The sequence below is a fragment of the Vibrio sp. K4 genome (genome assembly GCF_051122595.1).
GTDB lineage: Bacteria > Pseudomonadota > Gammaproteobacteria > Enterobacterales > Vibrionaceae > Vibrio > Vibrio owensii.
Map to the genome: position 1 here is coordinate 3,711,538 of NZ_CP178577.1, position 21,155 is coordinate 3,732,692.

Consider the following 21,155-nt stretch of genomic DNA (forward strand, 5'->3'; position numbering starts at 1 on the left):
GATGATTCTCGATAAAGGAACTATCGTTCAATGAATTACGACATTTTTAATGGTGATGCCGACGGTATCATCGCATTGCTGCAATTGCGCTTAGCGGATCCTATCAACGCTGAGTTGGTGACAGGCGTAAAGCGCGACATCAAACTGGTGGAAAAAGTGGGTGTGCAAGCGGGCGATGAGCTGACAGTGTTGGACATTTCAATGGAAAAGAACATGGTAGGTCTAGAGCAAGCTTTGGCTCAAGGCGCGCATGTTTTCTACGCTGATCACCACAAAGCGGGCGAGATTCCTCAACACGGTAATTTGGACGCGCACATCGATCTCGATGCCAACATGTGTACTGCGTTGATTGTCGATAAACTGCTTGATGGCCGTTTTCATACATGGGCGATTACCGCTGCTTATGGCGATAACTTGATCGCTAAAGCGGATGCATTGGCGGACAAAGCCGGACTTAATCAAGAGCAGAAAGCACAACTAAAAGAGCTTGGCACTTTAATCAACTACAACGGTTATGGCTCTAAAGTAGACGACCTTCATTTTCACCCAGCGGACTTGTACCAAGCGTTAAAACAATACGTTTCACCATTTGATGCGATTGCAGATAAAGCGTCACCTTACTACCAATTACAATCGGCTTATCAACAAGATATGGATGCGGCACAGGCGGTTCCTGCTACTCACGAGAGTGCGAAGCTCAAGCTATTTGAACTGCCAAACAATGCAGCATCACGCCGAATCAGTGGCGTTTATGGCAACTGGCTTGCAAACCAAACCCCAGACTCTGCGCATGCGGTGTTAACTGAAAATGCAGACGGTACTTACACGGTTTCTCTTCGCGCGCCACTGAATAACAAGCAAGGTGCCGTGGCGGTGTGTGGACAGTTCCCGACAGGTGGTGGTCGAGAGGCTGCGGCGGGCATCAATGCGCTAAGCAAAGATGATGTTAGTGCCTTTATTGATGCGGTCGAGACCTACTACGCATAGCACTTTCCAAAATATACATACAACAAAGGAGCCGAGTGGCTCCTTTGTTTTTTGTGTCGTGATAGTGCTGATTAGAACTGCGATGATAAACGACAGCTACATACGCTTTAACCAAGATTTCGGGTTTTGCGCTTCACTGTTACGGCGAATTTCGAAGTAGAGTGAAGGTCTGTCTTGACCACCTGTATCACCCGCAAGGGCAATTACTTCACCGGCTGTTACCTTATCGCCTTCTTTCTTGGTCAATGCTTGGTTGTAACCGTAGAGCGTCATGTCGCCTTTACCATGGTCGAGCAGAACGACTAGACCATAACCACGCAAGTATTCGGCGAATACAACGGTACCTGGGTAAACGGCTTTGACTTGTTGACCGTAGCTTGCTGAAAGCACCATGCCTTTCCAGTTTACTTGGCCAGTCTGTCTGGTGCCGAAGTTATGCAGGACTCGGCCTTTGAGTGGCCAAGGCAGTTTGCCACGTTGTTTCGCGATACCATCCATCGGTACTGCGTTACGTTTCGCTGCTTTCGCAATTTCCGCTTTTAGGCGGGTTTCGTTGCGTTGCAGTTCTGAAAGGTAGCGTTTGTCGTCTTTGATGCTTTTCTGAATCTTGCTTAGCGTGCCTTTACGTTTCGATTGCGTGCTTGCCAATGACGAGCGCTTTTCCGATTGCTGCTTAAGCAAGGTTTCTATCTGTTCTTTTTCTAATTCAAGTTGGTTTTTATTGTGTGCCAACTCTTGAGTAGTTTTGGTTATGGCATCAATCACCTCCGCACGTGCTTTCGCTAAGTGTTGGAAATATTGACTGATGCGATCCTCTTCAACCCCTTCATTGAGCAGATGTCCATTGGCTTTGGCGCGTTCCGTCACGTAGTAGGTTTGAATGAGCTGTTTTAGCTCTTCCTCTTGCGCTTGGCGTTGGCCTTCTTGCAGTGCAATTTTCTCTTCCAACTTATTAATGTTCTGATCGGCTTGCGCTAATTCCGCCTTAGTTTGCTTAATTTCTCTTTCTAGTTTCGAGATACCAAGCTCTTGGTCTTTAAGCGACTTTTGCAGATCGTTAAGTTGTTTTTCTTGAGAAGTGAGCGACTTGCGCTGACGGCTGATTTCGCTAGAAACGCCTTTTAACTCTTGCTGACTGGCAGCGGAAGAGGTGAGGGGATATGTGGCAGATAAAGCACAAGTTAATAAAATAGCCGAGCGTAGCACTGGGTGATTTTGTTTTCGCACTTGAGAGTTACCTACCACATTATTGTCAAAGGATCAGATGACGATTAAATACCATCTCCATGGATAAAGCTTTGCGATTTGCCATTAAAGCCTTGATCCATATCGAGAGAAGGTTTGTCCGTTTTCGGACGACCAACGATTTTTGCAGGCACACCAGCCACAGTTGTGTGGGGTGGCACTGCTTGCAATACCACAGAACAAGAGCCGATTTTCGCCCCTTGACCGACTTCAATATTGCCAAGAATCTTTGCACCTGCGCCGATCATTACGCCTTCGCGAATTTTCGGGTGACGGTCACCGCATTCTTTGCCGGTACCACCAAGGGTGACGTCCTGCAAAATAGACACGTCGTTTTCTACGACAGCCGTTTCACCAATCACGATGCCAGTTGCATGGTCTAGCATGATACCACTACCGATGCGCGCTGCAGGGTGAATATCGACCTGACACGCCACAGAAATCTGATTTTGCAGGTAAGTCGCAAGAGCGTGACGACCTTGCTTCCACAACCAGTTTGCTACTCGGTAGCCTTGCAGAGCATGGTAGCCCTTTAAGTACAATAATGGCATTGAGTACATAGAAACCGCAGGGTCGCGATTGACCGTGGCACAAATATCACAAGCTGCGCCGTCCGTGATAGTAGGATCGGCAGCAAATGCCTCTTCAACCACTTCACGCACTGCCATAGCAGGCATCGACGCAGTGTTTAATTTGTTGGCCAGAATATAGCTCAATGCGGCACACAAGCTGTCATGCTTAATAATGGTCGCATGATAAAAGCTCGCCAGCATAGGCTCTTGCTCTGACATCTCACGGGCTTCTGAAACGATTTTGTTCCAGACTTTTTGTTTTTCGCAGTGTTTCATTCTCAATATCCTGAGTGGTTCTTCCGTGACCCGACAACTTCTATTCTTCTCAGATGAGGTGCAAAGGGAGCTAGGGTGCTACTTTCCTTCGGCTTTTTTGTCACGAGCAAGTAAATCTTGCGCTGCCAGGCGTGCATCTTTTCCTTGATACAATACTTGATAAATTTGGTCAACAATTGGCATCTCTACGCCCATGCGGTGAGAGAGCATCCAAACTTCTTTGGTGTTGCGGTAGCCTTCAACGACTTGACCGATTTCTTCTTGCGCAGTGTCGACGTCTTTACCTTGACCTAGTGCCAAACCAAAACGGCGGTTACGCGACTGGTTATCGGTACAAGTCAAAACAAGGTCGCCCAAGCCAGCCATGCCCATAAAGGTTTCTGGTTGTGCGCCCAGAGCTGCGCCAAGACGACTCATTTCTGCCAAACCACGTGTAATCAGTGCGGTACGAGCATTGGCACCAAAGCCGATACCATCAGACATACCTGCGCCAATCGCGATAACGTTCTTCACCGCACCGCCAAGTTGCATGCCGATAAAGTCGTTGTTTGCGTAGACTCGGAAAGTTTTGCTGCAGTGAATTTTCTCTTGCAGGTCAGCAACGAAGTCTGCGTCTGGAGAGGCAACAGAGATGGCAGTAGGCATGCCCATCGCAAGCTCTTTAGCAAACGTAGGGCCAGACAGTACCGCTAGTGAATAGCTGTCACCGATGATGTCGAACGCCACTTCTTTTAGTAGACGACCGGTTTCTGGCTCAAGACCTTTGGTTGCCCAACAGATGCGAGAATCTTCACGTAGGAAAGGCTGACAGCTTTTTAGTACGATGCCGAAAACGTGGCTAGGAACCACAACTAACAAGTCACGGCTTGCTTGAACGGCTTTTTCTAAATCCGATTCAATGATCAAGCTCTCTGGGAAATCAATACCAGGTAGGAATTCGTGGTTGGCACGGTCTGCTTCAAGGCGTGCCATGTGCTCTGGCTCGTGACCCCAAAGGATGACGTTCGCGCCGTTACGAGCAAGGGAGATTGCCAAAGAAGTGCCGTATGAGCCAGCACCGATCACAGTCATTGCGATGTCTTTACCGTAAGCATTGTTTGTATTTGCTTGTGTCATGCTACCGCCTAATTGTCTTTCTACTAGTAGAATCTAGTTCATAATCGCTAGAGTTTACGCTCTCAAGGGGTTAGGAACTAGGAACTTTTATCAGAAATAAAAAATGCACATTGCATCACTGAGAGGACGCTTTGTGCATTTTCTTCAGGTATATGACGTGTGCTCATTCTCTATGAAGGACAACACGTCACTTACAAAACGTGAATTACGCTTCAGCTTCGCCTTGTTGAGCTTGCTGTTGTAGGTAGTTCATGAATAGCGCGTCGAAGTTAACTGGCGCTAGGTTCAGTTGAGGGAACGTACCTTTAACCACTAGGCTTGAGATAGTTTCACGAGCGTATGGGAATAGGATGTTCGGGCAGAATGCGCCTAGGCAATGTGCAAGTTGACCTGCTTCCATTTGCTCAGCAGTGAAGATACCACCTTGTTGAACTTCACATAGGAACGCTGTCTCTTCTTCGTTCTTAACAGTAACAGTTAGACGTAGAATTACTTCGTAAACACCTTCACCAAGCTCACGGCTTTGAGTGTCTAGGTCTAGTTTAACGTCTGGGTTCCACTCTTTTTGGAAGATTACTGGAGAGTTAGGCGCTTCGAAAGAAACGTCTTTTAGGAAGATGCGTTGAATTGCAAAGTTTTGTTGTGCGTCTTGTGGTGCTGCTTCAGCCATTTTTAAATCCTTAATAAACATTTGTTGGGTCTAGGATTATCTAAACCCAGAAATATGGTTTGTCCTGAGACTAACTGAGCAAATCTACCTTGACTAGATGAAGCGCTTATTACGTGCAAAGCATCACAACTTAGTGCTTCAACTGCTTTCTATTTGCTCAGTTTATATAAACGAGGCTGGCAAAATTGTTTTACCGCGACCTTATTTCTTACCACGTACTAGTGGAAGGTTCGCTTCGTTCCATGCAATCAAACCGTTTTTCAGTAGGCTTACGTTTTCGAAGCCTGCTTTCGCTAGTAGGTTTGCACTTTCTTGAGCGGTTTGACCCGTTTTGCATACCACAATGATTGGGTCTGATTTACGGTTTTCAAGGCTACCAAAGTTACCTGCTTTGATATCAGACGGCAAAATGTGAAGTGCGTCGGTGATATGACCTTGTTTGAACTCATCTTTAGAGCGGATATCCACCACAACGCCGTTTTCACGGTTCATAAGGTGAGTCAATTGGTTTACGTTAATCTCTTTGTATGCGGCTGTCGCTGATTTCACGAGGTTCATGATAAATGCGACAAGAAGACCTACCCAAACCAAAGATAGAATCATGTTCTGTTGGAAAAAATCAATGTACTCTTGCATGTCTTGAGCTCTTGCAATGTTGGCGGAAAAATAAAGCAGGAGTATAGCGGGGTTAGCCGTCTTAGGCGAGAGGGTTAAAATTTTCTAACGAATAATTGAGATCTACGCGCTTGCCCCAAGGCTTTTCTGATGCGCTATTCATGCAATCTTATTATCACTTCCTCCTATCAATTCAATCGGCGTAATTGACTTCACTTCTGGTCGAAAAAGCGCACAATGAGTCACAACAAAAAGTTTTTCACCAAAGTATTTCGGTGGTCGTACAAAGCGTCTTGAAAGTGACTATGCTTGTGGAACACGTTTGCTGACTGAGTCGGATTGCTTGCTAACTTGTAAGATAGCAACAATAAATCGCAAACATTATTTGATCTTAACCTACAGTTTTGGTTAAAAAGTGTAGTAAAATTACGCTAGTTTTGTTTCAAGGTTAGATAGAGCAGCGAAGCTCTACACCGAAAGTTACTTAAATTTGATGAGGTCATCACTATGTCTGCTAAGAAGCCATTGGCTCTAGTTATCCTTGACGGTTACGGTTACCGTGAAGACACAGCAAGTAACGCAATTGCAAATGCTAAAACACCAGTAATGGATGCACTAATTGCGAACAACCCTAACACTCTAATCTCTGCTTCAGGCATGGACGTTGGTCTACCTGACGGTCAAATGGGTAACTCAGAAGTTGGTCACACCAACATCGGTGCAGGTCGCGTTGTATACCAAGATCTAACTCGTATCACTAAGTCTATCGCTGACGGTGAATTCGCTGAAACAGCAGCACTAGTTGAAGCTATCGACTCTGCAGTAAAAGCTGAGAAAGCAGTACACATCATGGGTCTTATGTCTCCTGGTGGTGTTCACTCCCATGAAGATCACATCTACGCAGCGGTTGAAATGGCAGCAGCTCGTGGCGCTGAGAAAATCTACCTACACTGCTTCCTAGACGGCCGTGACACGCCACCACGTAGTGCTGAAAACTCACTACAACGTTTCCAAGACCTATTTGCGAAACTAGGTAAAGGTCGCGTTGCTTCTCTAGTGGGTCGTTACTACGCAATGGACCGTGACAACAACTGGGATCGCGTTCAAGTTGCTTACGATCTTCTAACTCAAGCTAAAGCTGAGTTCACAGCAGAAACGGCAGTTGCAGGTCTAGAAGCGGCTTACGCTCGTGAAGAAAACGACGAATTCGTTAAAGCAACAGCTATCAAAGCAGAAGGTCAAGAAGACGCAATCATGCAAGATGGCGATGCGGTTATCTTCATGAACTACCGTGCTGACCGTGCACGTCAAATCACTCGTGCATTCGTTCCTGCATTTGACGGCTTCGAGCGCGCTGTATTCCCAGCAATCAACTTCGTGATGCTGACTCAATACGCAGCTGATATCCCTCTAGCTATCGCATTCCCACCTGCGTCTCTAGAAAACACTTACGGTGAGTGGCTATCTAAGCAAGGTCAAACTCAGCTACGTATCTCTGAAACAGAGAAATACGCGCACGTAACGTTCTTCTTTAACGGTGGTATTGAGAACGAATTCGAAGGCGAAGAGCGTCAACTTGTTGCTTCTCCAAAAGTAGCAACTTACGACATGCAGCCCGAAATGAGCTCTCCAGAGCTAACAGAGAAGATGGTTGCGGCTATCAAGTCTGGTAAGTACGACACTATCATCTGTAACTACCCGAACGCAGATATGGTTGGTCACACTGGTGTTTACGAAGCGGCTGAGCAAGCTATCGAAGCACTAGACGAAAGCGTTGGTAAAGTGGTTGAAGCAATCAAAGAAGTGGGTGGTCAGCTACTGATCACTGCGGACCACGGTAACGCAGAGATGATGATCGACCCAGAAACTGGCGGCATCCACACTGCTCACACTAACCTACCAGTACCTCTAATCTACGTAGGTGACAAAGCGGTTGAGTTCAAAGAAGGCGGTAAACTGTCTGACCTTGCGCCAACAATGCTTTCTCTAGCAGGTCTAGAAATCCCTGCGGAAATGTCTGGTGAAGTGCTAGTTAAGTAATTAACTGACGATTCAGAATGATAAAAGCCCGAGTTTGACTCGGGCTTTTTTGTGTCTGCGATCCTGTGTTGGGTAAGGCGAAGAGTTATTAAGGTCAATAGACCCTAATTGAACCTGAATTATTGCACTAGGATGCCCGTACCAATAACCGCTAGTGCAGCGCCTAACCAAGCAAATCGATTTGGGCGTTTCTTGGTGTAAATCCACAACAATGGCAACAACATGATAGGTGTTGTTGAAGAAAGCAGCGCTACCATTCCCACGTTACCCTCACGCAGGGCGTAAAGAATCAATGTCATACCCACCGCCATAGCCAAAAAGCCGTTTAATGCGGTAATGCCAAAGACTTTCCATGTGATGGTTTGAGTCGCGCGAGCGACTTTGGCGCCAATTAACCAAAGTGCACAATGTGCGACGAAAGCACTGATCATACGAATGGCAGAGGCGGCGACAGGGTCAACAGTGGTTTGCATGACAGGTTTAGCGATGATGCCACCCAGAGCCTGACACATAGCGGCGGTTAAACCGAGCCCGACGCCAATCCAAACGTTGCCTTTGATTTCCTCTAGCGTGTTACTGGCTTGTCCGCGTCGGCCGTAGAAAATCGCCATGACGACACCGCTAAAAACTAATGCGGCTCCAATCAGCTCCATACCCGTCATGCTTTCGCTAAATAGAAAGTAACCTAAAATGGCAGAGAAGACGGCATGACAAGAAAACAGTAAGCCTGCTTGGCGTGGCCCCATGCGGTTCAAACAAGCGAATAACGCGGTATCGCCAATAAAGATACCAATCAAACCGGACGCCATCATCGGCGTAATGTGTTCCGCCGAGACACTGAGCCAACCACCCGTTATCCACGCCATCGTGGAAAGAATTATCGCGGTGCAGCCCATACGCCATCGGCTATAAGCAAACGCCCCGAGGTGCTGAGCGGGAACAACAGAAATTAAGCTAGAAACAGCCCATAGGAAAGCAGCGCATAGCGCCAGCCATTCATAACCCATGATTGCGAGACATCCTTGTAGAGCAGGGGAGAGGCTTTAATATGCATCAATTTATAGAGATGTAAAAGAGCATCTTATCGCTAATAAAAAAGCAGCTCGTTGAGCTGCTTTTGATGAAGAAGGTTACACTTTAAAGCGACTGATGTTCTCACGCATGGTATTGGCGGTATCGTACATCTGGCGTGCGCCTTCACTGCTCTTAAGCGATTGTTCGGCAATCATGTCGGCATCGTCTTTAATGCCTTGTGTGTTACGGCTGATGTCTTCGCTTACCGCGCGTTGCTCTTCTGCAGCGCTTGCGATTTGCATCGCCATGTCGTTGATCTCAGTGATCGAGTTAGTAATGCTGGTTAAGCTGTCGTGTGCTTGCTGAGCATAATCCACGCTAGTATCTGCCAAACTGGTGCTGGTTTGCATGCTATTGACTGCCAGCTTGGTGTTGTTTTGCAACGTTTCGATCATGGTACGGATTTCTTCCGTTGAACCATGGGTGCGCTGGCTAAGTACACGTACCTCATCTGCAACCACGGCAAAACCGCGACCTTGCTCACCAGCACGAGCTGCTTCAATTGCCGCGTTGAGTGCCAACAAGTTAGTTTGTTCGGCAATGCCTTGGATCGTCGATAGGATCTGGTTGATGCTTTGCGTGTTCGCTTCTAGCTCTGAAATCACGCTGGCGGCATCACTGACTTGTTCAGCCAGTTCGACAATCGCTTCACGGTTTTTCTGGATAACGTTTTGTCCTTCCATACAAGCAGATGCGGAGTTTTGTGAAGCGCTTGCAGTTAGTTCTGCGTGGCTCGCTACTTCTGCTGCTGTCGCTGACATCTCATGAATGGCTGTGGCAATTTGGTTGACGTCATTTTGCTGATGTTCAACACGACCTGCAGCCATCGCAGAAAGCTCATTTGCTTGATTAGCCTGCTCAGAAAGTTGCTCACTGTTTTCAACAATACTCTTCAACATGGTCTGCATTTGAGCAAGGAACTGGTTCACGTGAGTGGCAAGTTCCCCAATCTCATCCATGCGTTCGATCTTGATGCGTTGAGTAAGATCACCTTCGCCCTGTGATAACTCTGAAAGCGCATCAGACAGTGTTTGAAGTGGCTGCAGTAGGCGGGTGATGATGTAAGTGCTGATTGCCGCAATAATCAGGTACAACACAATCGAAGCAATAGCGGTAAACGTTACTTGCTCAGAGACAGACGCAAATGCCATTTGTTTGTCTTGCACAATACCTAGAGACCAATCGGTGTTAGGCACTTTAGCCACGTAAATCAGCTTATCGCCTTGGCTCGGCCATTGAATGGTGTCTAGCTTCGCATCGCCAGCTAGCGTCATCATCGTGCTATGAGTTAAGGCTGGGTTGAGTTCTGTTAGCGGTTTTTGGCTAAGCTTTTCATCTTTGTAAGCCACCAAGTTATTGTTGCCATCAACTAGGAACGCGAAACCATCGTTATCAAGCTGAATGTTAAGGACTTCTTTGATGATGTCAGTTACTGCTAAGTCAGCGGCAAGTACACCTTTTTTACCTTGATTGAATGCCTTAGCAAAGCTAACCACAATGCTGCCATCGAAATCTTGGTATGGCTCTGTGATGATCAACCCCGATTTCGCCATTGCATCTTGGTACCAAGGGCGAGTGCGAGGATCGTAGTCAGAAGGCCAAGATTCAGACTTATCACCGTAGGCAATTGAGCCGTCAGAGAAGCCAGCGTAGACCGATAAAAACTTACCAGCTCGCTTGGTCAGTAGCATCTCGCGATCGGCGTTATCAGTGCCAGCGATGATGTTTTCATTCGCGAGCATCATGTCGCTGCGAATCGCTAGCCAATCGCTGATGTAACGGTTGGTCGATTGAGAGATGTTTTGAATTTCTCGATTAAGGGTAGAAGTGGTTTCTTCGCGCAGTTGATTGACGGAAACCCAAGCTTGAACGCCACTAACAATGGCGATAATGACTGCAATCGCAATCTGTATTTTAAGTTTGATGGTATTTCTCATTGCCTTACCTTCATAAAACAGACAAAAAGATCAATGTCACGAGCCGTGACTTCAAAGGGTGTGAGACGATTCAAGCACTGAAAGTTACATGAAAGGCTGTAGCTAATTTATCGACGTTTTACGTAGAAACTTGAGATAAATAGCGTGATTTTTATTCAATATGTTGATTATAAAAGTGATTTTTCTGGATTCGAAAATCGATATAGATTTCGTAAATATCGCTATGGGTTGAAAGTGCTGGAAGGAAAGAGTCTGGGGTGGCGTGAACCACCCCGAAGTTAGCGTGTTAGAACAAGATAATCACAGCGCCATAGACGATGAACAGGCCAACCAAGCCGATAATCAAACCGACTTTTGCCATGTCTTTGCTTTCAATTAATCCTGTTGAGTAAGCGAGTGAGTTAGGTGGTGTAGAGACTGGCAAAATCATACCGAGCGATGCCGAGAAGGCGACCACAACCAACAAACCCTGCAAGCCACCGATAGCAACCAGGCTCGGCATAGAAGCCCCAATCGCTGCTGCAATCGGCATCAATAAGTTCGCGGTGGCGGTGTTGGACATAAAGTTTGCCATTAGCCAACACACGACCGATAGGGCAACGACGACCGCAAATGGAGAGAGGGACTCATAATCTATTGCATGAGCGAGTGCTTCTGCCAAGCCAGTTTTATCTAGTGCAATACCAATGGCGATACCACCGGCTACCAGCCACAGCACATCCCAGTTGATAAGCTTGAGCTCTTCTTTACCCATGATACCTGTTAGCGTGAACACAGCGAGTGGAATGATGGCGACGACATAGGTATTCATACCATGCACTTTGGTTGTCATCCACAGCAGAATGGTCATGGCGAAGGTGACGTAAACAACGATCGCACGCCAGCTCTTCTTGAACTTACCATCCAGACGCAGCTTCATTTCTGGTTCGCTAGAAGGGAAGAGCTTTTGCAATAAGAACCAAGCCAGCGTCAGTTGCACTAAGACAAAAGGCAAGCCCATCATCATCCAAGATAGGAAATCGATGCTGTTTTCTCCGGTTAAATATTGCAAGGCAATCGCGTTGGGTGGTGTACCGATTGGCGTTGCGATACCACCCGTATTAGCGGCAATAGGAATACACAAAACCAGCGCTTTGATCCCCAAGTCTCCTTTTGGTGCTGAAGCAACAATGGGGCCAAGGAGAGCTAGCATCATCACGGTCGTCGCAGTGTTCGACATAAACATCGAGAACACGGCGGTGATCAGCATTAAGCCTAACATGATGAACTTAGGTTGAGTGCCAAACGGTTTGAGCAGCACACGAGCAAGGTTGTTATCAAGCTCGTATTTAGAGGCAGCAATAGCGAGTGCGAAGCCACCCATGAAAAGGATGATGATGGGAGAGGAGAAGGCGGAGAAAATATCGGTGTAAGCAATCAACTCACCCAAATCATGTCCCGCTGGTGGATTGCGAAATAGGTGTAATCCCTTGTCCGATATCATGATCAATTCAAGTGCGATGATAAGAATCGAAGTAGCGAAGACGGGAACCGGTTCTAAAACCCAAAGTAGTGCAGCAAGAAGGAAAATAGCCAGAAGACGATGCTGAATTAAAGTGAGATCGTCAATTGGAATGGCATCTATCGGCATCATTAAGACACCGAGTGGAATCAAAAAACACACCAGTAACTTGACCAGTGTGTTCGCACTCATCTTTGGCATTGGCAGCCCCTTTTATAATCATCCCTCAACGCAGAATAATTGATTGCGCTTTTAGGTACTTAGAGGCAAGTACGAGTTTGAAAAAGAGAGGCGAAATTTCGAACAGAGTTTTGCTTTTTGTCAAAAAAGCCTCCGAAGATTAATAACGTCGGAGGCTAGGGGAAGAGGAAAATCTACTCGAGGATAGATCCCTTATCTTTACTTCGCTGATAAGCCTCTGCATAGGTAGAGAGATCAATAGGCTTTAGTACATTGATGCGAGGGAAAATCCAGTAACCTTCCTCAAAGCTTTCTTGATCATCGGTGTAACCTTGGCGCATGCTTGACTGCTCCAGAACAAGGTGGCGTCCATTTTCTAGAGTACTGATAGTCGTCCATGTGCGTTCTCGCTCTCTCATGTAGCCATACATGTCACTGGTACCTTTAAGAACGTATTGATGCTCTTCAGGTGATACCCATTGTTGGAAGCTAGTGTATTCCGTCATGAAGTACGGGTTATCTTCTTCGTCATAACTTGTCCAGGTCCAGGATGCTTGGCCACTTTGTGTAAATGTATAACCATAAACGGTATTGATATCCGGCAGCCCTGCATTACTCTCGCTGGCCTTCCAACTGTTAACCCAAGCGCCGAGTACATAAGGCATTTCTTGGAGAAAATCATCTTTAAGAGTGCTTTCTTCTTGAGAGAAAGGCGCTAACCAATTGATGGTGCTTTGCTCTTTACTGTCGACACTTACCGTGACCAACGCACTAATTAAACCCTCCTCAGAGCGATGTGGTAAGTATGTTACTTCCCAACCTTCAGAAGCTTTTATCGATAGCTCACCCGACTCAAAGTGCCACGTTCCTAGATTGTCTCCGTCTGAATCTAAAACAGTTGAGTTCTCTTCTAACGTTACTTGTTGGTGAATTAGGTAATCTTGTGCCTGTTCATCGTAGACTCCTTTGATGTCAGCAATGATAGGCAGTGCCCATGTGCCACTAGGGGCTTCTTTCCAAATCTCATTTTCGTTATTGGTTTTACTCAACACTGCGGTTGAATTCACCTCGGTGGTGGCAGTTAACAATGCTGAACCCGGAACATCAAGAATGTGTTGGTAAGTGAATGTCGTCGCGACTTTACTTTCAGTGCCTTTAGTTAACTTGGTTAGAGTGATGCCTCTTAGTGTTTGCTTCACCTCCAGCCATGTATCGAGACTTGGTAACACCTCTTTCACTTCATCTCCGAACAGTTGAACGATGTCTTCTCCAGACATAAAGCTAACGCTTTCAGAGCTGTTCAAGGTAGATATGTAGAGCTTTCCTGTTGGAGTTAGGTTCCAGTGCGAATCCTTGTCTGACGAGAGTTGATAAGGTGTCTGAGAATCACTTAGCCAGGCTTGGTTCTCTTCATCAATGCGAATGACCTCACCATACCCCGCAACCCATCCATTGGCGACTGAACTGTGCAGAAGGTAAGTGCCTTCAAGACCAACAGCATCAAAGCTTGGAGTCACGAGAGGATCATCGATAGTTTGTTGTTTTGCTTCTTCAATAGCTTTAGAAAACTCAGGAATAAGCTCACCTGATTCATCCAAAAGTTGATTGTTAGCGAAGTACTCTTCAAGCGCCTTTTCGACCCCTTCTTCTGATGAACTCAGAATATCCAGAATACTGCTTTCTTCCTCTGGCGTATAATCTGGGTTGTCAGCCAGAACTTTGATGATGGCACTTATTTCCAGTAGTTCCTCAACATCGACTTGCGATTCTGCAGCCACTAAAGCTTCGTCATTGGAAAGCTCTTGTCCTGATTGCTGACTTAAAAAGTGCATCGCAGTGCTAATTTGGGTAATAGCTGTTCTGGATGATTCCTCTTGCTGCAGCGTGTTATCGTCTCCTGCTTGCTCTAATAACATGTTAAAAGAGCCCAGTTGACCGATGAGTTCGATGTGTGATTGTTGACCTTCACCTTTCGCTGTTACTTCAACCATCTCAGTCCCCGCCAGCGAGCCTTCGTCATATTCGAAATCTAATGAGTAGTTTCCTGTCTCATTTGCCGTCGTTGTAACGGTTCTATCGCCAATTTTTGCTGTTATAAGCGCATTAGCGATAGGAGCATCGGTTGCAATGCCTTGAATGGAGAAGTTAAGTTTCGCGGGGGTGGAGGCCGAAGACGTCGAGTCGTCATCGCTACAGCCGCTAGCCAAAAGAGCAGTGAGCACTGCTAAGCCAACTTTGGTTAATCGCATTTTATATTCCTTGTTAGTGTGTCTTCCTTGTCTGAAGCTTTTGCTCCATTGATGCTTGATTTCCCAAGCAAAAGAGCAACCACTCTAAAAAGCAATTTGGTTTATATCAACCGTATGAATACTTAGTTTGTTGATTATTTGATCTTCGATCTTAACTTTTTTGTAACGTTGTTATTGTGTACATTTGGATAGGGATGGGGTTTAAGATACAAAAAAGCCCCCGCGAGCGGAGGCTTTAAAATCAGTTTGAGCGGAAAAGCTTACTGCTGGTGGGCGTAAGGAGTACCCATTACGGTTGGCTTGCCATTTTCCATGCTTTCATCGAATGCGATAGCATCTTTTGCGAACAGGTTGATAACGGTTGAGCCAAGCTTGAAGCGACCCATTTCTTCGCCTTTCTTCAAGATAACTGCTTTATCGCCTTCTGCAGGGTAATCCCATTTGTAAACCGAGTTTCCACGTGGTGGCGTGATAGTGCCAGCCCATACTTGCTCGATGCTACCTACGATGGTTGCACCAACCAGTACTTGTGCCATTGGACCAAACTCAGTATCAAAGATACATACCACGCGTTCGTTACGTGCGAATAGGTTTGGCACGTTCTCGGCAGTTAGTGGGTTTACCGAGAATAGGTCACCAGGTACGTAAATCATCTGACGCAGTGTACCGTCACATGGCATGTGCACACGGTGGTAATCACGAGGTGATAGGTACAAGGTTGCGAAAGAACCGTCTTGGAACTCTTCCGCTAGTTTTGCGTCGCCGCCAAGTAGTTCTTGTGCTGAGAAGTTATGACCTTTGGCTTGGATAAGCTGGCCGTCTTCAATTGGACCGAATTGGCTTACGCACGCGTCCGCAGGGTGAGTAATCACCGCATCGCCTTCAGCAATTGGGCGTGCGCCTTCCTTTAGCTCACGTACAAAGAACTCATTGAAGGTTTTGAAGTGTTTAGGATCGGAGTGCTTCGCCTCATCCATGTTCACGTTGTATTGCTTGATAAACCAGCGAATGATTGCTGTTGTTAGACCGCCAGCCTCTGCTGAAGCCAGTTTGCCCACTAGGCGTGTTAACCCATGTTGTGGGATCCAGTACTGCAGTCCAACTTTAATCTTGTCCATCTTTAATTCCGATACTTCTGTTTGATTCTCGCTTTAGGGCGCGTGATGTTACTGAAATTTAATCTGCTTGTCAGTATTAGGTGATGATTTCTTACACAGTTGCAGTCTTAACTCAGCTACAGATCCGCTTTCTTGCTGCGTGAGTACTGACGGTTTGCTTTGTTTTCACTCATGCTTTCTAGGATGCGATGGTAGTTTTCAAAACGGACTTCACTGACTTCGCCTTTTTCCACGGCTTCTCGCAAGATACAGCCAGGATCGTCGTTGTGCTTACAGTCGCGGAACTTACACCCACCAAGATAAGGACGGAATTCAACGAACGCTTTGGTCACTTCTTCTGCTTCTAAGTGCCACAGGCCAAACTCACGTACCCCTGGAGAGTCAATCAGATCGCCGCCAGTAGGGATGTGGTACAAGCGAGCAGCTGTAGTGGTGTGTTGACCCAAGCCTGAGTTCTCAGAGATCTCGCCTTCTTCAACTTCTTGCTCAAGTTCTGGCATTAACGCGTTCACTAGACTTGATTTACCTACACCAGATTGCCCAACGAAGATGTTGATACGGTCGCGTAGCTGCTCTTCAAGTTCTGCAATGCCCTCGCCTGACTGCTTACTTACAAACAATACTTTGTAGCCAATACGTTTGTATTCTTCTAGCCACTCTTCGTACATTGCTCGATCTTCTTCAGCAAGCAAGTCGATTTTGTTGAGTACCAACAGCGGGGCAATGTTCAGTGTTTCGGACGCCACTAAGTAGCGGTCGATGATGTTGAGTGAAAGCTCTGGCAAAACCGAAGAAACGATCACCATTTGATCGATGTTCGCGGCGACGGGTTTCAAACCATCATAGTAGTCAGGGCGAGTCAGCATGGATGTTCTAGGTTCAACGGCTTCAACAACACCAGAAATACCAGCCATTGATTCAAGACCTTCGCGCCATAGCACGCGATCGCCTGATACCAGTGATTCGATACCACGACGAAGGTTACAGCGCTGCACTTCACCAGTTTCTAAATCTTCGATGTCAGCGTGCTGACCGAAACGAGTGATAACGAGACCCTGTTTACTTGCGCCTAGCATGTTCTCATCCCACTGGATGGACTCTTCTTGCTTCTTTAGGCGTTTTTGTTGGTTGCTGCGTACGCGGCGCACCTGACCTTTGGTTAACTTTTTCTTTTTTGCCACAATCTTGTACTTAATGTGAGTTAACTCAGTTGATTAAACGGAATCTTCGTCAATCGAGTGAGTATCGTGTTTCAAGTATTTTCAGGTATAGTACCTCTTTTATCGATAAACAAATAGGCGGCGTAATCATGTCCTTTAGCGATCAAAACCTGATTTGGGTGGATTTAGAGATGACAGGACTCGATCCTGAAACGCATAAAATCATCGAAATTGCTTCTATCGTCACGGATAGTGAATTGAATATTTTGGCTGAAGGTCCTGTTCTTGCTGTCCATCAGCCAGAAGAAGAATTGGCTAAGATGGACGACTGGTGTACCAATACACATACGGCAAGTGGTTTGGTTGAGCGTGTTCAAAACAGCCAGATTTCAGAGCAAGATGCTGTTGCGCAGACCATTGAGTTTCTCGAAAAATGGGTACCAAAGGGCGTTTCTCCAATTTGTGGTAACAGCATTGGTCAAGACCGTCGTTTCTTGTACAAACATATGCCTGAGTTGGAAGAATACTTCCACTACCGCTATTTGGACGTGAGTACGCTAAAAGAGCTGACTCGCCGCTGGAAACCAGAAGTGTTAGACGGTTTTTCGAAGCAGGGCACGCATCTGGCATTGGATGATATCCGTGAGTCGATTGCTGAGCTAAAGTACTACCGCGAAACGATCTTTAAGATCTAACTGTTAAGGCTGCGATCCAAATTGTTGTAATTAATGAGCGTTTTGCTTGCTTTTTCATCTGTTGGTAAAAAAATAAAGTTTTTTTGAACGAAGGACTTGCATCACAAAAAAATGCTCTTATAATTCGCAGCCCTGAACGACGGAAACGTTGTTGATGCGACACTAGCTCAGTTGGTAGAGCGCAACCTTGCCAAGGTTGAGGTCACGAGTTCGAACCTCGTGTGTCGCTCCAAATTAAAAGGCCTTTCATCATGCCTTAAATGGTGAACTATGGACGCGGGATGGAGCAGCTTGGTAGCTCGTCGGGCTCATAACCCGAAGGTCGTCGGTTCAAATCCGGCTCCCGCAACCAATTCTCTTTTGAGAATATGCGACACTAGCTCAGTTGGTAGAGCGCAACCTTGCCAAGGTTGAGGTCACGAGTTCGAACCTCGTGTGTCGCTCCAAATTAAAAGGCGTTCATCATGCCTCAAATGGTGAAATACGGACGCGGGGTGGAGCAGCTTGGTAGCTCGTCGGGCTCATAACCCGAAGGTCGTCGGTTCAAATCCGGCCCCCGCAACCAATTCTCTTTTGAGAATATGCGACACTAGCTCAGTTGGTAGAGCGCAACCTTGCCAAGGTTGAGGTCACGAGTTCGAACCTCGTGTGTCGCTCCAATTTGATAGCTCTCATTGTGCTTAACAATGAAATACGGACGCGGGATGGAGCAGCTTGGTAGCTCGTCGGGCTCATAACCCGAAGGTCGTCGGTTCAAATCCGGCTCCCGCAACCAATGCGACACTAGCTCAGTTGGTAGAGCGCAACCTTGCCAAGGTTGAGGTCACGAGTTCGAACCTCGTGTGTCGCTCCAATTTGATAGCTCTCATTGTGCTTAACAATGAAATACGGACGCGGGATGGAGCAGCCTGGTAGCTCGTCGGGCTCATAACCCGAAGGTCGTCGGTTCAAATCCGGCTCCCGCAACCAATTCTCTTTCGAGAATATGCGACACTAGCTCAGTTGGTAGAGCGCAACCTTGCCAAGGTTGAGGTCACGAGTTCGAACCTCGTGTGTCGCTCCAATTTGATAGCTCTCATTGTGCTTAACAATGAAATACGGACGCGGGATGGAGCAGCTTGGTAGCTCGTCGGGCTCATAACCCGAAGGTCGTCGGTTCAAATCCGGCTCCCGCAACCAAATTCAAGACAGTTTGATCGTTATTTACATAACCCTCAGACCGTCGACGGATGCGCCGCCCGGATCAAATCCCGGCTCCGCAACCAATTCTCTTTGAGAATATGCGACACTAGCTCAGTTGGTAGAGCGCAACCTTGCCAAGGTTGAGGTCACGAGTTCGAACCTCGTGTGTCGCTCCACTTTTCTCAAGGTAGAAAGCGATAGCCCTCATTGTGCTTAACAGTGATATGCGACACTAGCTCAGTTGGTAGAGCGCAACCTTGCCAAGGTTGAGGTCACGAGTTCGAACCTCGTGTGTCGCTCCAATTTTATAGTCCTCATTGTGCTTAACAGTGACATGCGACACTAGCTCAGTTGGTAGAGCGCAACCTTGCCAAGGTTGAGGTCACGAGTTCGAACCTCGTGTGTCGCTCCAATTTGATAGCTTTCATTGTGCTTAACAGTGAATTGCGACACTCGCTCGTTTACAGAGCAAACTTACCAAGGTTGAGGTTACGCCTTTCTGTTATGGATAGGGAACTTCGTGTGTCGTTCCAATTCTTATTACTGCTTAAAGCAGTGATACATGGACGCGGGATGGAGCAGCTTGGTAGCTCGTCGGGCTCATAACCCGAAGGTCGTTGGTTCAAATCCGGCTCCCGCAACCAATTCACATCGCTCTTTTCATAATGCTGCGAAGCATGAACCCCTGAAAATCATATTTTAATCCGCATCAGTCGATGCCGGACGATTTCGTTTGTGTTTTAAACATGAGACGACTTGTCTGAGCAACGAATTATCTGGTGTTCGGAGTGCTTTCTGCCCTTTAATTAACAGAGTTATCCACATACATCATTCTGTGGATAAGTTGGTTGATAAAGTGTTTTCAGCTTGGGTTTAAAGGGCTGCAAAGAAAGATCTTTTCTTTATTCGACAACAATAAAAACTTCCCTTTGCGGCATAAGTGTATGTTATTTATGGGGAAAGTTGATTTTATTGCGGATCGGGTGCGTTAAATCAGGATCATTAATTTGTATTTTTTTGATCCTAATCATTTCTTCAGGTTGTGTTTAACTTTTTTCTCTTCCCTGAAATCTTTCGAGTCTTGACTTTTTTTCCACATTTCAGAATTGAGAACAAGGTCATGAATTGAACATGTAAAAAGTGTTTTCAATCTCTTGCATATGAGCTACGCGTTAGGCGTCTCTTGGAAGGCCTTTTTCGACGATTCTGATTAAGCGTTTCTTCTTCGTCTCGATAGAGTCTGATTCGTTGGTAGGAAATTGGCTGAATTGCTGCTCTAGAGCCCAATTGATATGTTCATCTAGTAATTCACTTTCACCACGACGGCTCTCTAAAGCGTCAATGGCCTTTTGGCTGTATTCTGCATTACCAAGTGCGACAGAAATATTACGCAACCATTGTAAGTGGCCAATTCGGCGGATCGCAGACCCTTCCATTTGTTTAAGGAACGTTGCCTCATCCCAATTGAACATAGTAACGAGATCTGGGTCTTCAAAACTATCACGGCGGTGAAAGTCTTCTTGAATTGTGACTTCCGCGTATCGGTTCCATGGACAAACTAACTGACAATCGTCGCATCCGTAGATACGGTTCCCCATCGGTTTGCGGAACTCTTCAGGGATAACACCATCAAATTCGATCGTGAGATAAGAGATACAGCGTCGTGCATCTACGATTTTATCGTCAATGATAGCTTGCGTCGGACAGGATGTGATACATGCTTTACACTTGTCACATTGATCGACGCTTGGTTCATCCACGGGTAATGGCAAGTCGATAAGCAATTCGCCAAGGAAGAACCATGAACCACAGTCTTTATCTAAAATGAGTGAGTGCTTGCCTGTCCAGCCTAACCCAGCTTTTTGAGCGAGTGGGCGTTCAAGGATAGGGGCTGAGTCGACAAAGGGGCGATAGCCATATTGTCCGACTTCTTGCTCAATAAGTTTGCCAAGTTTATTTAGCTGCTTTCTCACCAACTTGTGATAATCACGACCAAGCGCATAGCGACTGATGTAAGCATGGTTTTTGTTTGCCAAATTGGAAGCGAACTTAGCTTCAGGTGGCAGATAGTCCATGCGCACGCTGATGACACGTACGGTTCCCGGTAGAAGTTCATTGGGTCTGGCTCTCATCATGCCGTGACGAGCCATCCAATCCATTGAACCGTGATAGCCAGCATCAAGCCATTTTTGCAGAGCCGCTTCATGTTCACTAAGATCAACATCGCAGATACCGACTTTTTGAAAGCCGAGCTCTTTACCCCAAATTTTGATCTGTTGAGCGAGTTGTTCGAAGTTCATGTTTTATCACCGAGATAAAGGGGGGCGGATCTTACCGGATCTTATGAATTGGTGCTACCAGAAAGTCTAGATAAGTATTTTGAAACAAAGTCAGCAAAAGTTGACGTGGGCATGAGCAATTTTCCTTATGCATTCAATAGAATCAGGTAATTAGGATTTGTCTTTTTTGGTCATTTTTTCGCATATATGACATTTGAGAGCTTGTCTCTCAAAACCAACACAGTTTACTATTCCTGTT

The 21,155-nt window shown here is 46.4% G+C and carries 15 protein-coding genes and 14 tRNA genes; 17 read left to right on the forward strand and 12 right to left on the reverse strand.

Annotated features, from left to right (window positions below; all coding sequences use genetic code 11):
- The first annotated feature begins 30 nt into the window (after positions 1 to 30).
- Complete coding sequence (locus ACLIIY_RS16800) at positions 31 to 987, forward strand: acetyltransferase (protein WP_039840844.1); 957 nt, start codon at positions 31 to 33, stop codon at positions 985 to 987.
- 96 nt (positions 988 to 1,083) lie between these two features.
- Here ACLIIY_RS16800 and ACLIIY_RS16805 read toward each other — a convergent pair whose 3' ends face one another.
- The 5 genes from ACLIIY_RS16805 to ACLIIY_RS16825 form a co-directional block, all read right to left on the reverse strand.
- Entirely contained in the window at positions 1,084 to 2,232 is a 1,149-nt protein-coding gene (locus ACLIIY_RS16805; RefSeq protein ID WP_032803124.1) for a murein hydrolase activator EnvC family protein, read from the reverse strand.
- A gap of 26 nt (positions 2,233 to 2,258) precedes the next feature.
- Positions 2,259 to 3,080 carry a serine O-acetyltransferase gene (gene cysE, locus ACLIIY_RS16810; protein WP_005440502.1) on the reverse strand — a complete coding sequence of 274 codons (822 nt, stop codon included), beginning with the start codon at positions 3,078 to 3,080 and terminating at the stop codon, positions 2,259 to 2,261.
- A gap of 78 nt (positions 3,081 to 3,158) precedes the next feature.
- Positions 3,159 to 4,196 carry an NAD(P)H-dependent glycerol-3-phosphate dehydrogenase gene (gpsA, locus tag ACLIIY_RS16815; RefSeq protein ID WP_434527929.1) on the reverse strand — a complete coding sequence of 346 codons (1,038 nt, stop codon included), beginning with the start codon at positions 4,194 to 4,196 and terminating at the stop codon, positions 3,159 to 3,161.
- A gap of 205 nt (positions 4,197 to 4,401) precedes the next feature.
- Positions 4,402 to 4,866: a protein-export chaperone SecB gene (secB, locus tag ACLIIY_RS16820; protein WP_005440506.1), complete on the reverse strand. Its 465-nt coding sequence runs from the start codon at positions 4,864 to 4,866 to the stop codon at positions 4,402 to 4,404.
- 201 nt (positions 4,867 to 5,067) lie between these two features.
- Positions 5,068 to 5,502, reverse strand: coding sequence for a rhodanese-like domain-containing protein (locus tag ACLIIY_RS16825; RefSeq protein WP_005425033.1), 435 nt, complete (start codon positions 5,500 to 5,502; stop codon positions 5,068 to 5,070).
- Positions 5,503 to 5,988: 486 nt separating this feature from the next.
- On the opposite strand from ACLIIY_RS16825, the gene gpmM reads away from it, so the two are divergent.
- Complete coding sequence (gene gpmM, locus ACLIIY_RS16830) at positions 5,989 to 7,521, forward strand: 2,3-bisphosphoglycerate-independent phosphoglycerate mutase (protein WP_005425047.1); 1,533 nt, start codon at positions 5,989 to 5,991, stop codon at positions 7,519 to 7,521.
- A gap of 119 nt (positions 7,522 to 7,640) precedes the next feature.
- On the opposite strand, the gene ACLIIY_RS16835 is transcribed toward gpmM, so the two are convergent.
- The 6 genes from ACLIIY_RS16835 to rsgA form a co-directional block, all read right to left on the reverse strand.
- The gene (locus ACLIIY_RS16835; RefSeq protein ID WP_434527930.1) at positions 7,641 to 8,528 is read right to left on the reverse strand and encodes a DMT family transporter; all 888 of its coding nucleotides are present in this window, start codon (positions 8,526 to 8,528) and stop codon (positions 7,641 to 7,643) included.
- Positions 8,529 to 8,651: 123 nt separating this feature from the next.
- A complete protein-coding gene (locus ACLIIY_RS16840) occupies positions 8,652 to 10,532 on the reverse strand; it encodes a methyl-accepting chemotaxis protein (protein WP_041060860.1) in 1,881 nt (626 codons plus the stop codon).
- 286 nt (positions 10,533 to 10,818) lie between these two features.
- A complete protein-coding gene (locus ACLIIY_RS16845; protein WP_434527931.1) occupies positions 10,819 to 12,234 on the reverse strand; it encodes an SLC13 family permease in 1,416 nt (471 codons plus the stop codon).
- 173 nt (positions 12,235 to 12,407) lie between these two features.
- The gene (locus ACLIIY_RS16850; protein ID WP_434527932.1) at positions 12,408 to 14,462 is read right to left on the reverse strand and encodes a carboxypeptidase-like regulatory domain-containing protein; all 2,055 of its coding nucleotides are present in this window, start codon (positions 14,460 to 14,462) and stop codon (positions 12,408 to 12,410) included.
- Positions 14,463 to 14,722: 260 nt separating this feature from the next.
- Positions 14,723 to 15,580, reverse strand: coding sequence for an archaetidylserine decarboxylase (asd, locus tag ACLIIY_RS16855; RefSeq protein ID WP_005443754.1), 858 nt, complete (start codon positions 15,578 to 15,580; stop codon positions 14,723 to 14,725).
- A 116-nt stretch (positions 15,581 to 15,696) separates the two neighbouring features.
- Positions 15,697 to 16,761 (reverse strand): small ribosomal subunit biogenesis GTPase RsgA, encoded by a 1,065-nt coding sequence (gene rsgA / locus ACLIIY_RS16860; RefSeq protein WP_078608083.1) that lies wholly within the window; start codon positions 16,759 to 16,761, stop codon positions 15,697 to 15,699.
- Positions 16,762 to 16,889: 128 nt separating this feature from the next.
- Between rsgA and orn the strand changes: the two genes are divergently transcribed.
- The 15 genes from orn to ACLIIY_RS16935 all read left to right on the forward strand — a co-directional run bounded on the left by orn (position 16,890) and on the right by ACLIIY_RS16935 (position 19,261).
- Positions 16,890 to 17,435 carry an oligoribonuclease gene (orn, locus tag ACLIIY_RS16865; protein ID WP_005443758.1) on the forward strand — a complete coding sequence of 182 codons (546 nt, stop codon included), beginning with the start codon at positions 16,890 to 16,892 and terminating at the stop codon, positions 17,433 to 17,435.
- A gap of 156 nt (positions 17,436 to 17,591) precedes the next feature.
- Positions 17,592 to 17,667, forward strand: a tRNA-Gly gene (locus tag ACLIIY_RS16870).
- A 43-nt stretch (positions 17,668 to 17,710) separates the two neighbouring features.
- A tRNA-Met gene (locus ACLIIY_RS16875) sits at positions 17,711 to 17,787 on the forward strand.
- A gap of 18 nt (positions 17,788 to 17,805) precedes the next feature.
- Positions 17,806 to 17,881, forward strand: a tRNA-Gly gene (locus tag ACLIIY_RS16880).
- Between the two features lie 42 nt (positions 17,882 to 17,923).
- A tRNA-Met gene (locus ACLIIY_RS16885) sits at positions 17,924 to 18,000 on the forward strand.
- Positions 18,001 to 18,018: 18 nt separating this feature from the next.
- Positions 18,019 to 18,094, forward strand: a tRNA-Gly gene (locus tag ACLIIY_RS16890).
- 39 nt (positions 18,095 to 18,133) lie between these two features.
- Positions 18,134 to 18,210: transfer RNA gene (locus tag ACLIIY_RS16895), tRNA-Met, on the forward strand.
- Positions 18,211 to 18,212: 2 nt separating this feature from the next.
- Positions 18,213 to 18,288, forward strand: a tRNA-Gly gene (locus tag ACLIIY_RS16900).
- Positions 18,289 to 18,327: 39 nt separating this feature from the next.
- Positions 18,328 to 18,404: transfer RNA gene (locus tag ACLIIY_RS16905), tRNA-Met, on the forward strand.
- 18 nt (positions 18,405 to 18,422) lie between these two features.
- Positions 18,423 to 18,498, forward strand: a tRNA-Gly gene (locus ACLIIY_RS16910).
- 39 nt (positions 18,499 to 18,537) lie between these two features.
- Positions 18,538 to 18,614: transfer RNA gene (locus ACLIIY_RS16915), tRNA-Met, on the forward strand.
- 103 nt (positions 18,615 to 18,717) lie between these two features.
- Positions 18,718 to 18,793: transfer RNA gene (locus tag ACLIIY_RS16920), tRNA-Gly, on the forward strand.
- Positions 18,794 to 18,843: 50 nt separating this feature from the next.
- A tRNA-Gly gene (locus ACLIIY_RS16925) sits at positions 18,844 to 18,919 on the forward strand.
- 34 nt (positions 18,920 to 18,953) lie between these two features.
- Positions 18,954 to 19,029 (forward strand) — tRNA-Gly (locus tag ACLIIY_RS16930).
- A gap of 155 nt (positions 19,030 to 19,184) precedes the next feature.
- Positions 19,185 to 19,261, forward strand: a tRNA-Met gene (locus tag ACLIIY_RS16935).
- Positions 19,262 to 19,789: 528 nt separating this feature from the next.
- Here ACLIIY_RS16935 and queG read toward each other — a convergent pair.
- Entirely contained in the window at positions 19,790 to 20,917 is a 1,128-nt protein-coding gene (queG, locus tag ACLIIY_RS16940) for a tRNA epoxyqueuosine(34) reductase QueG (protein ID WP_180824429.1), read from the reverse strand.
- Positions 20,918 to 21,155: the final 238 nt, after the last annotated feature.

Bases quoted from the DNA above. Each gene is read 5' to 3' on its own strand.
- ACLIIY_RS16800 (WP_039840844.1), top strand. From the start codon at position 31: ATGAATTACGACATTTTTAATGGTGATGCCGACGGTATCATCGCATTG.
- cysE (WP_005440502.1), bottom strand. From the start codon at position 3,080: ATGAAACACTGCGAAAAACAAAAAGTCTGGAACAAAATCGTTTCAGAA.
- gpsA (WP_434527929.1), bottom strand. From the start codon at position 4,196: ATGACACAAGCAAATACAAACAATGCTTACGGTAAAGACATCGCAATG.
- secB (WP_005440506.1), bottom strand. From the start codon at position 4,866: ATGGCTGAAGCAGCACCACAAGACGCACAACAAAACTTTGCAATTCAA.
- ACLIIY_RS16825 (WP_005425033.1), bottom strand. From the start codon at position 5,502: ATGCAAGAGTACATTGATTTTTTCCAACAGAACATGATTCTATCTTTG.
- gpmM (WP_005425047.1), top strand. From the start codon at position 5,989: ATGTCTGCTAAGAAGCCATTGGCTCTAGTTATCCTTGACGGTTACGGT.
- ACLIIY_RS16835 (WP_434527930.1), bottom strand. From the start codon at position 8,528: ATGGGTTATGAATGGCTGGCGCTATGCGCTGCTTTCCTATGGGCTGTT.
- ACLIIY_RS16840 (WP_041060860.1), bottom strand. From the start codon at position 10,532: ATGAGAAATACCATCAAACTTAAAATACAGATTGCGATTGCAGTCATT.
- ACLIIY_RS16845 (WP_434527931.1), bottom strand. From the start codon at position 12,234: ATGCCAAAGATGAGTGCGAACACACTGGTCAAGTTACTGGTGTGTTTT.
- ACLIIY_RS16850 (WP_434527932.1), bottom strand. From the start codon at position 14,462: ATGCGATTAACCAAAGTTGGCTTAGCAGTGCTCACTGCTCTTTTGGCT.
- asd (WP_005443754.1), bottom strand. From the start codon at position 15,580: ATGGACAAGATTAAAGTTGGACTGCAGTACTGGATCCCACAACATGGG.
- orn (WP_005443758.1), top strand. From the start codon at position 16,890: ATGTCCTTTAGCGATCAAAACCTGATTTGGGTGGATTTAGAGATGACA.
- queG (WP_180824429.1), bottom strand. From the start codon at position 20,917: ATGAACTTCGAACAACTCGCTCAACAGATCAAAATTTGGGGTAAAGAG.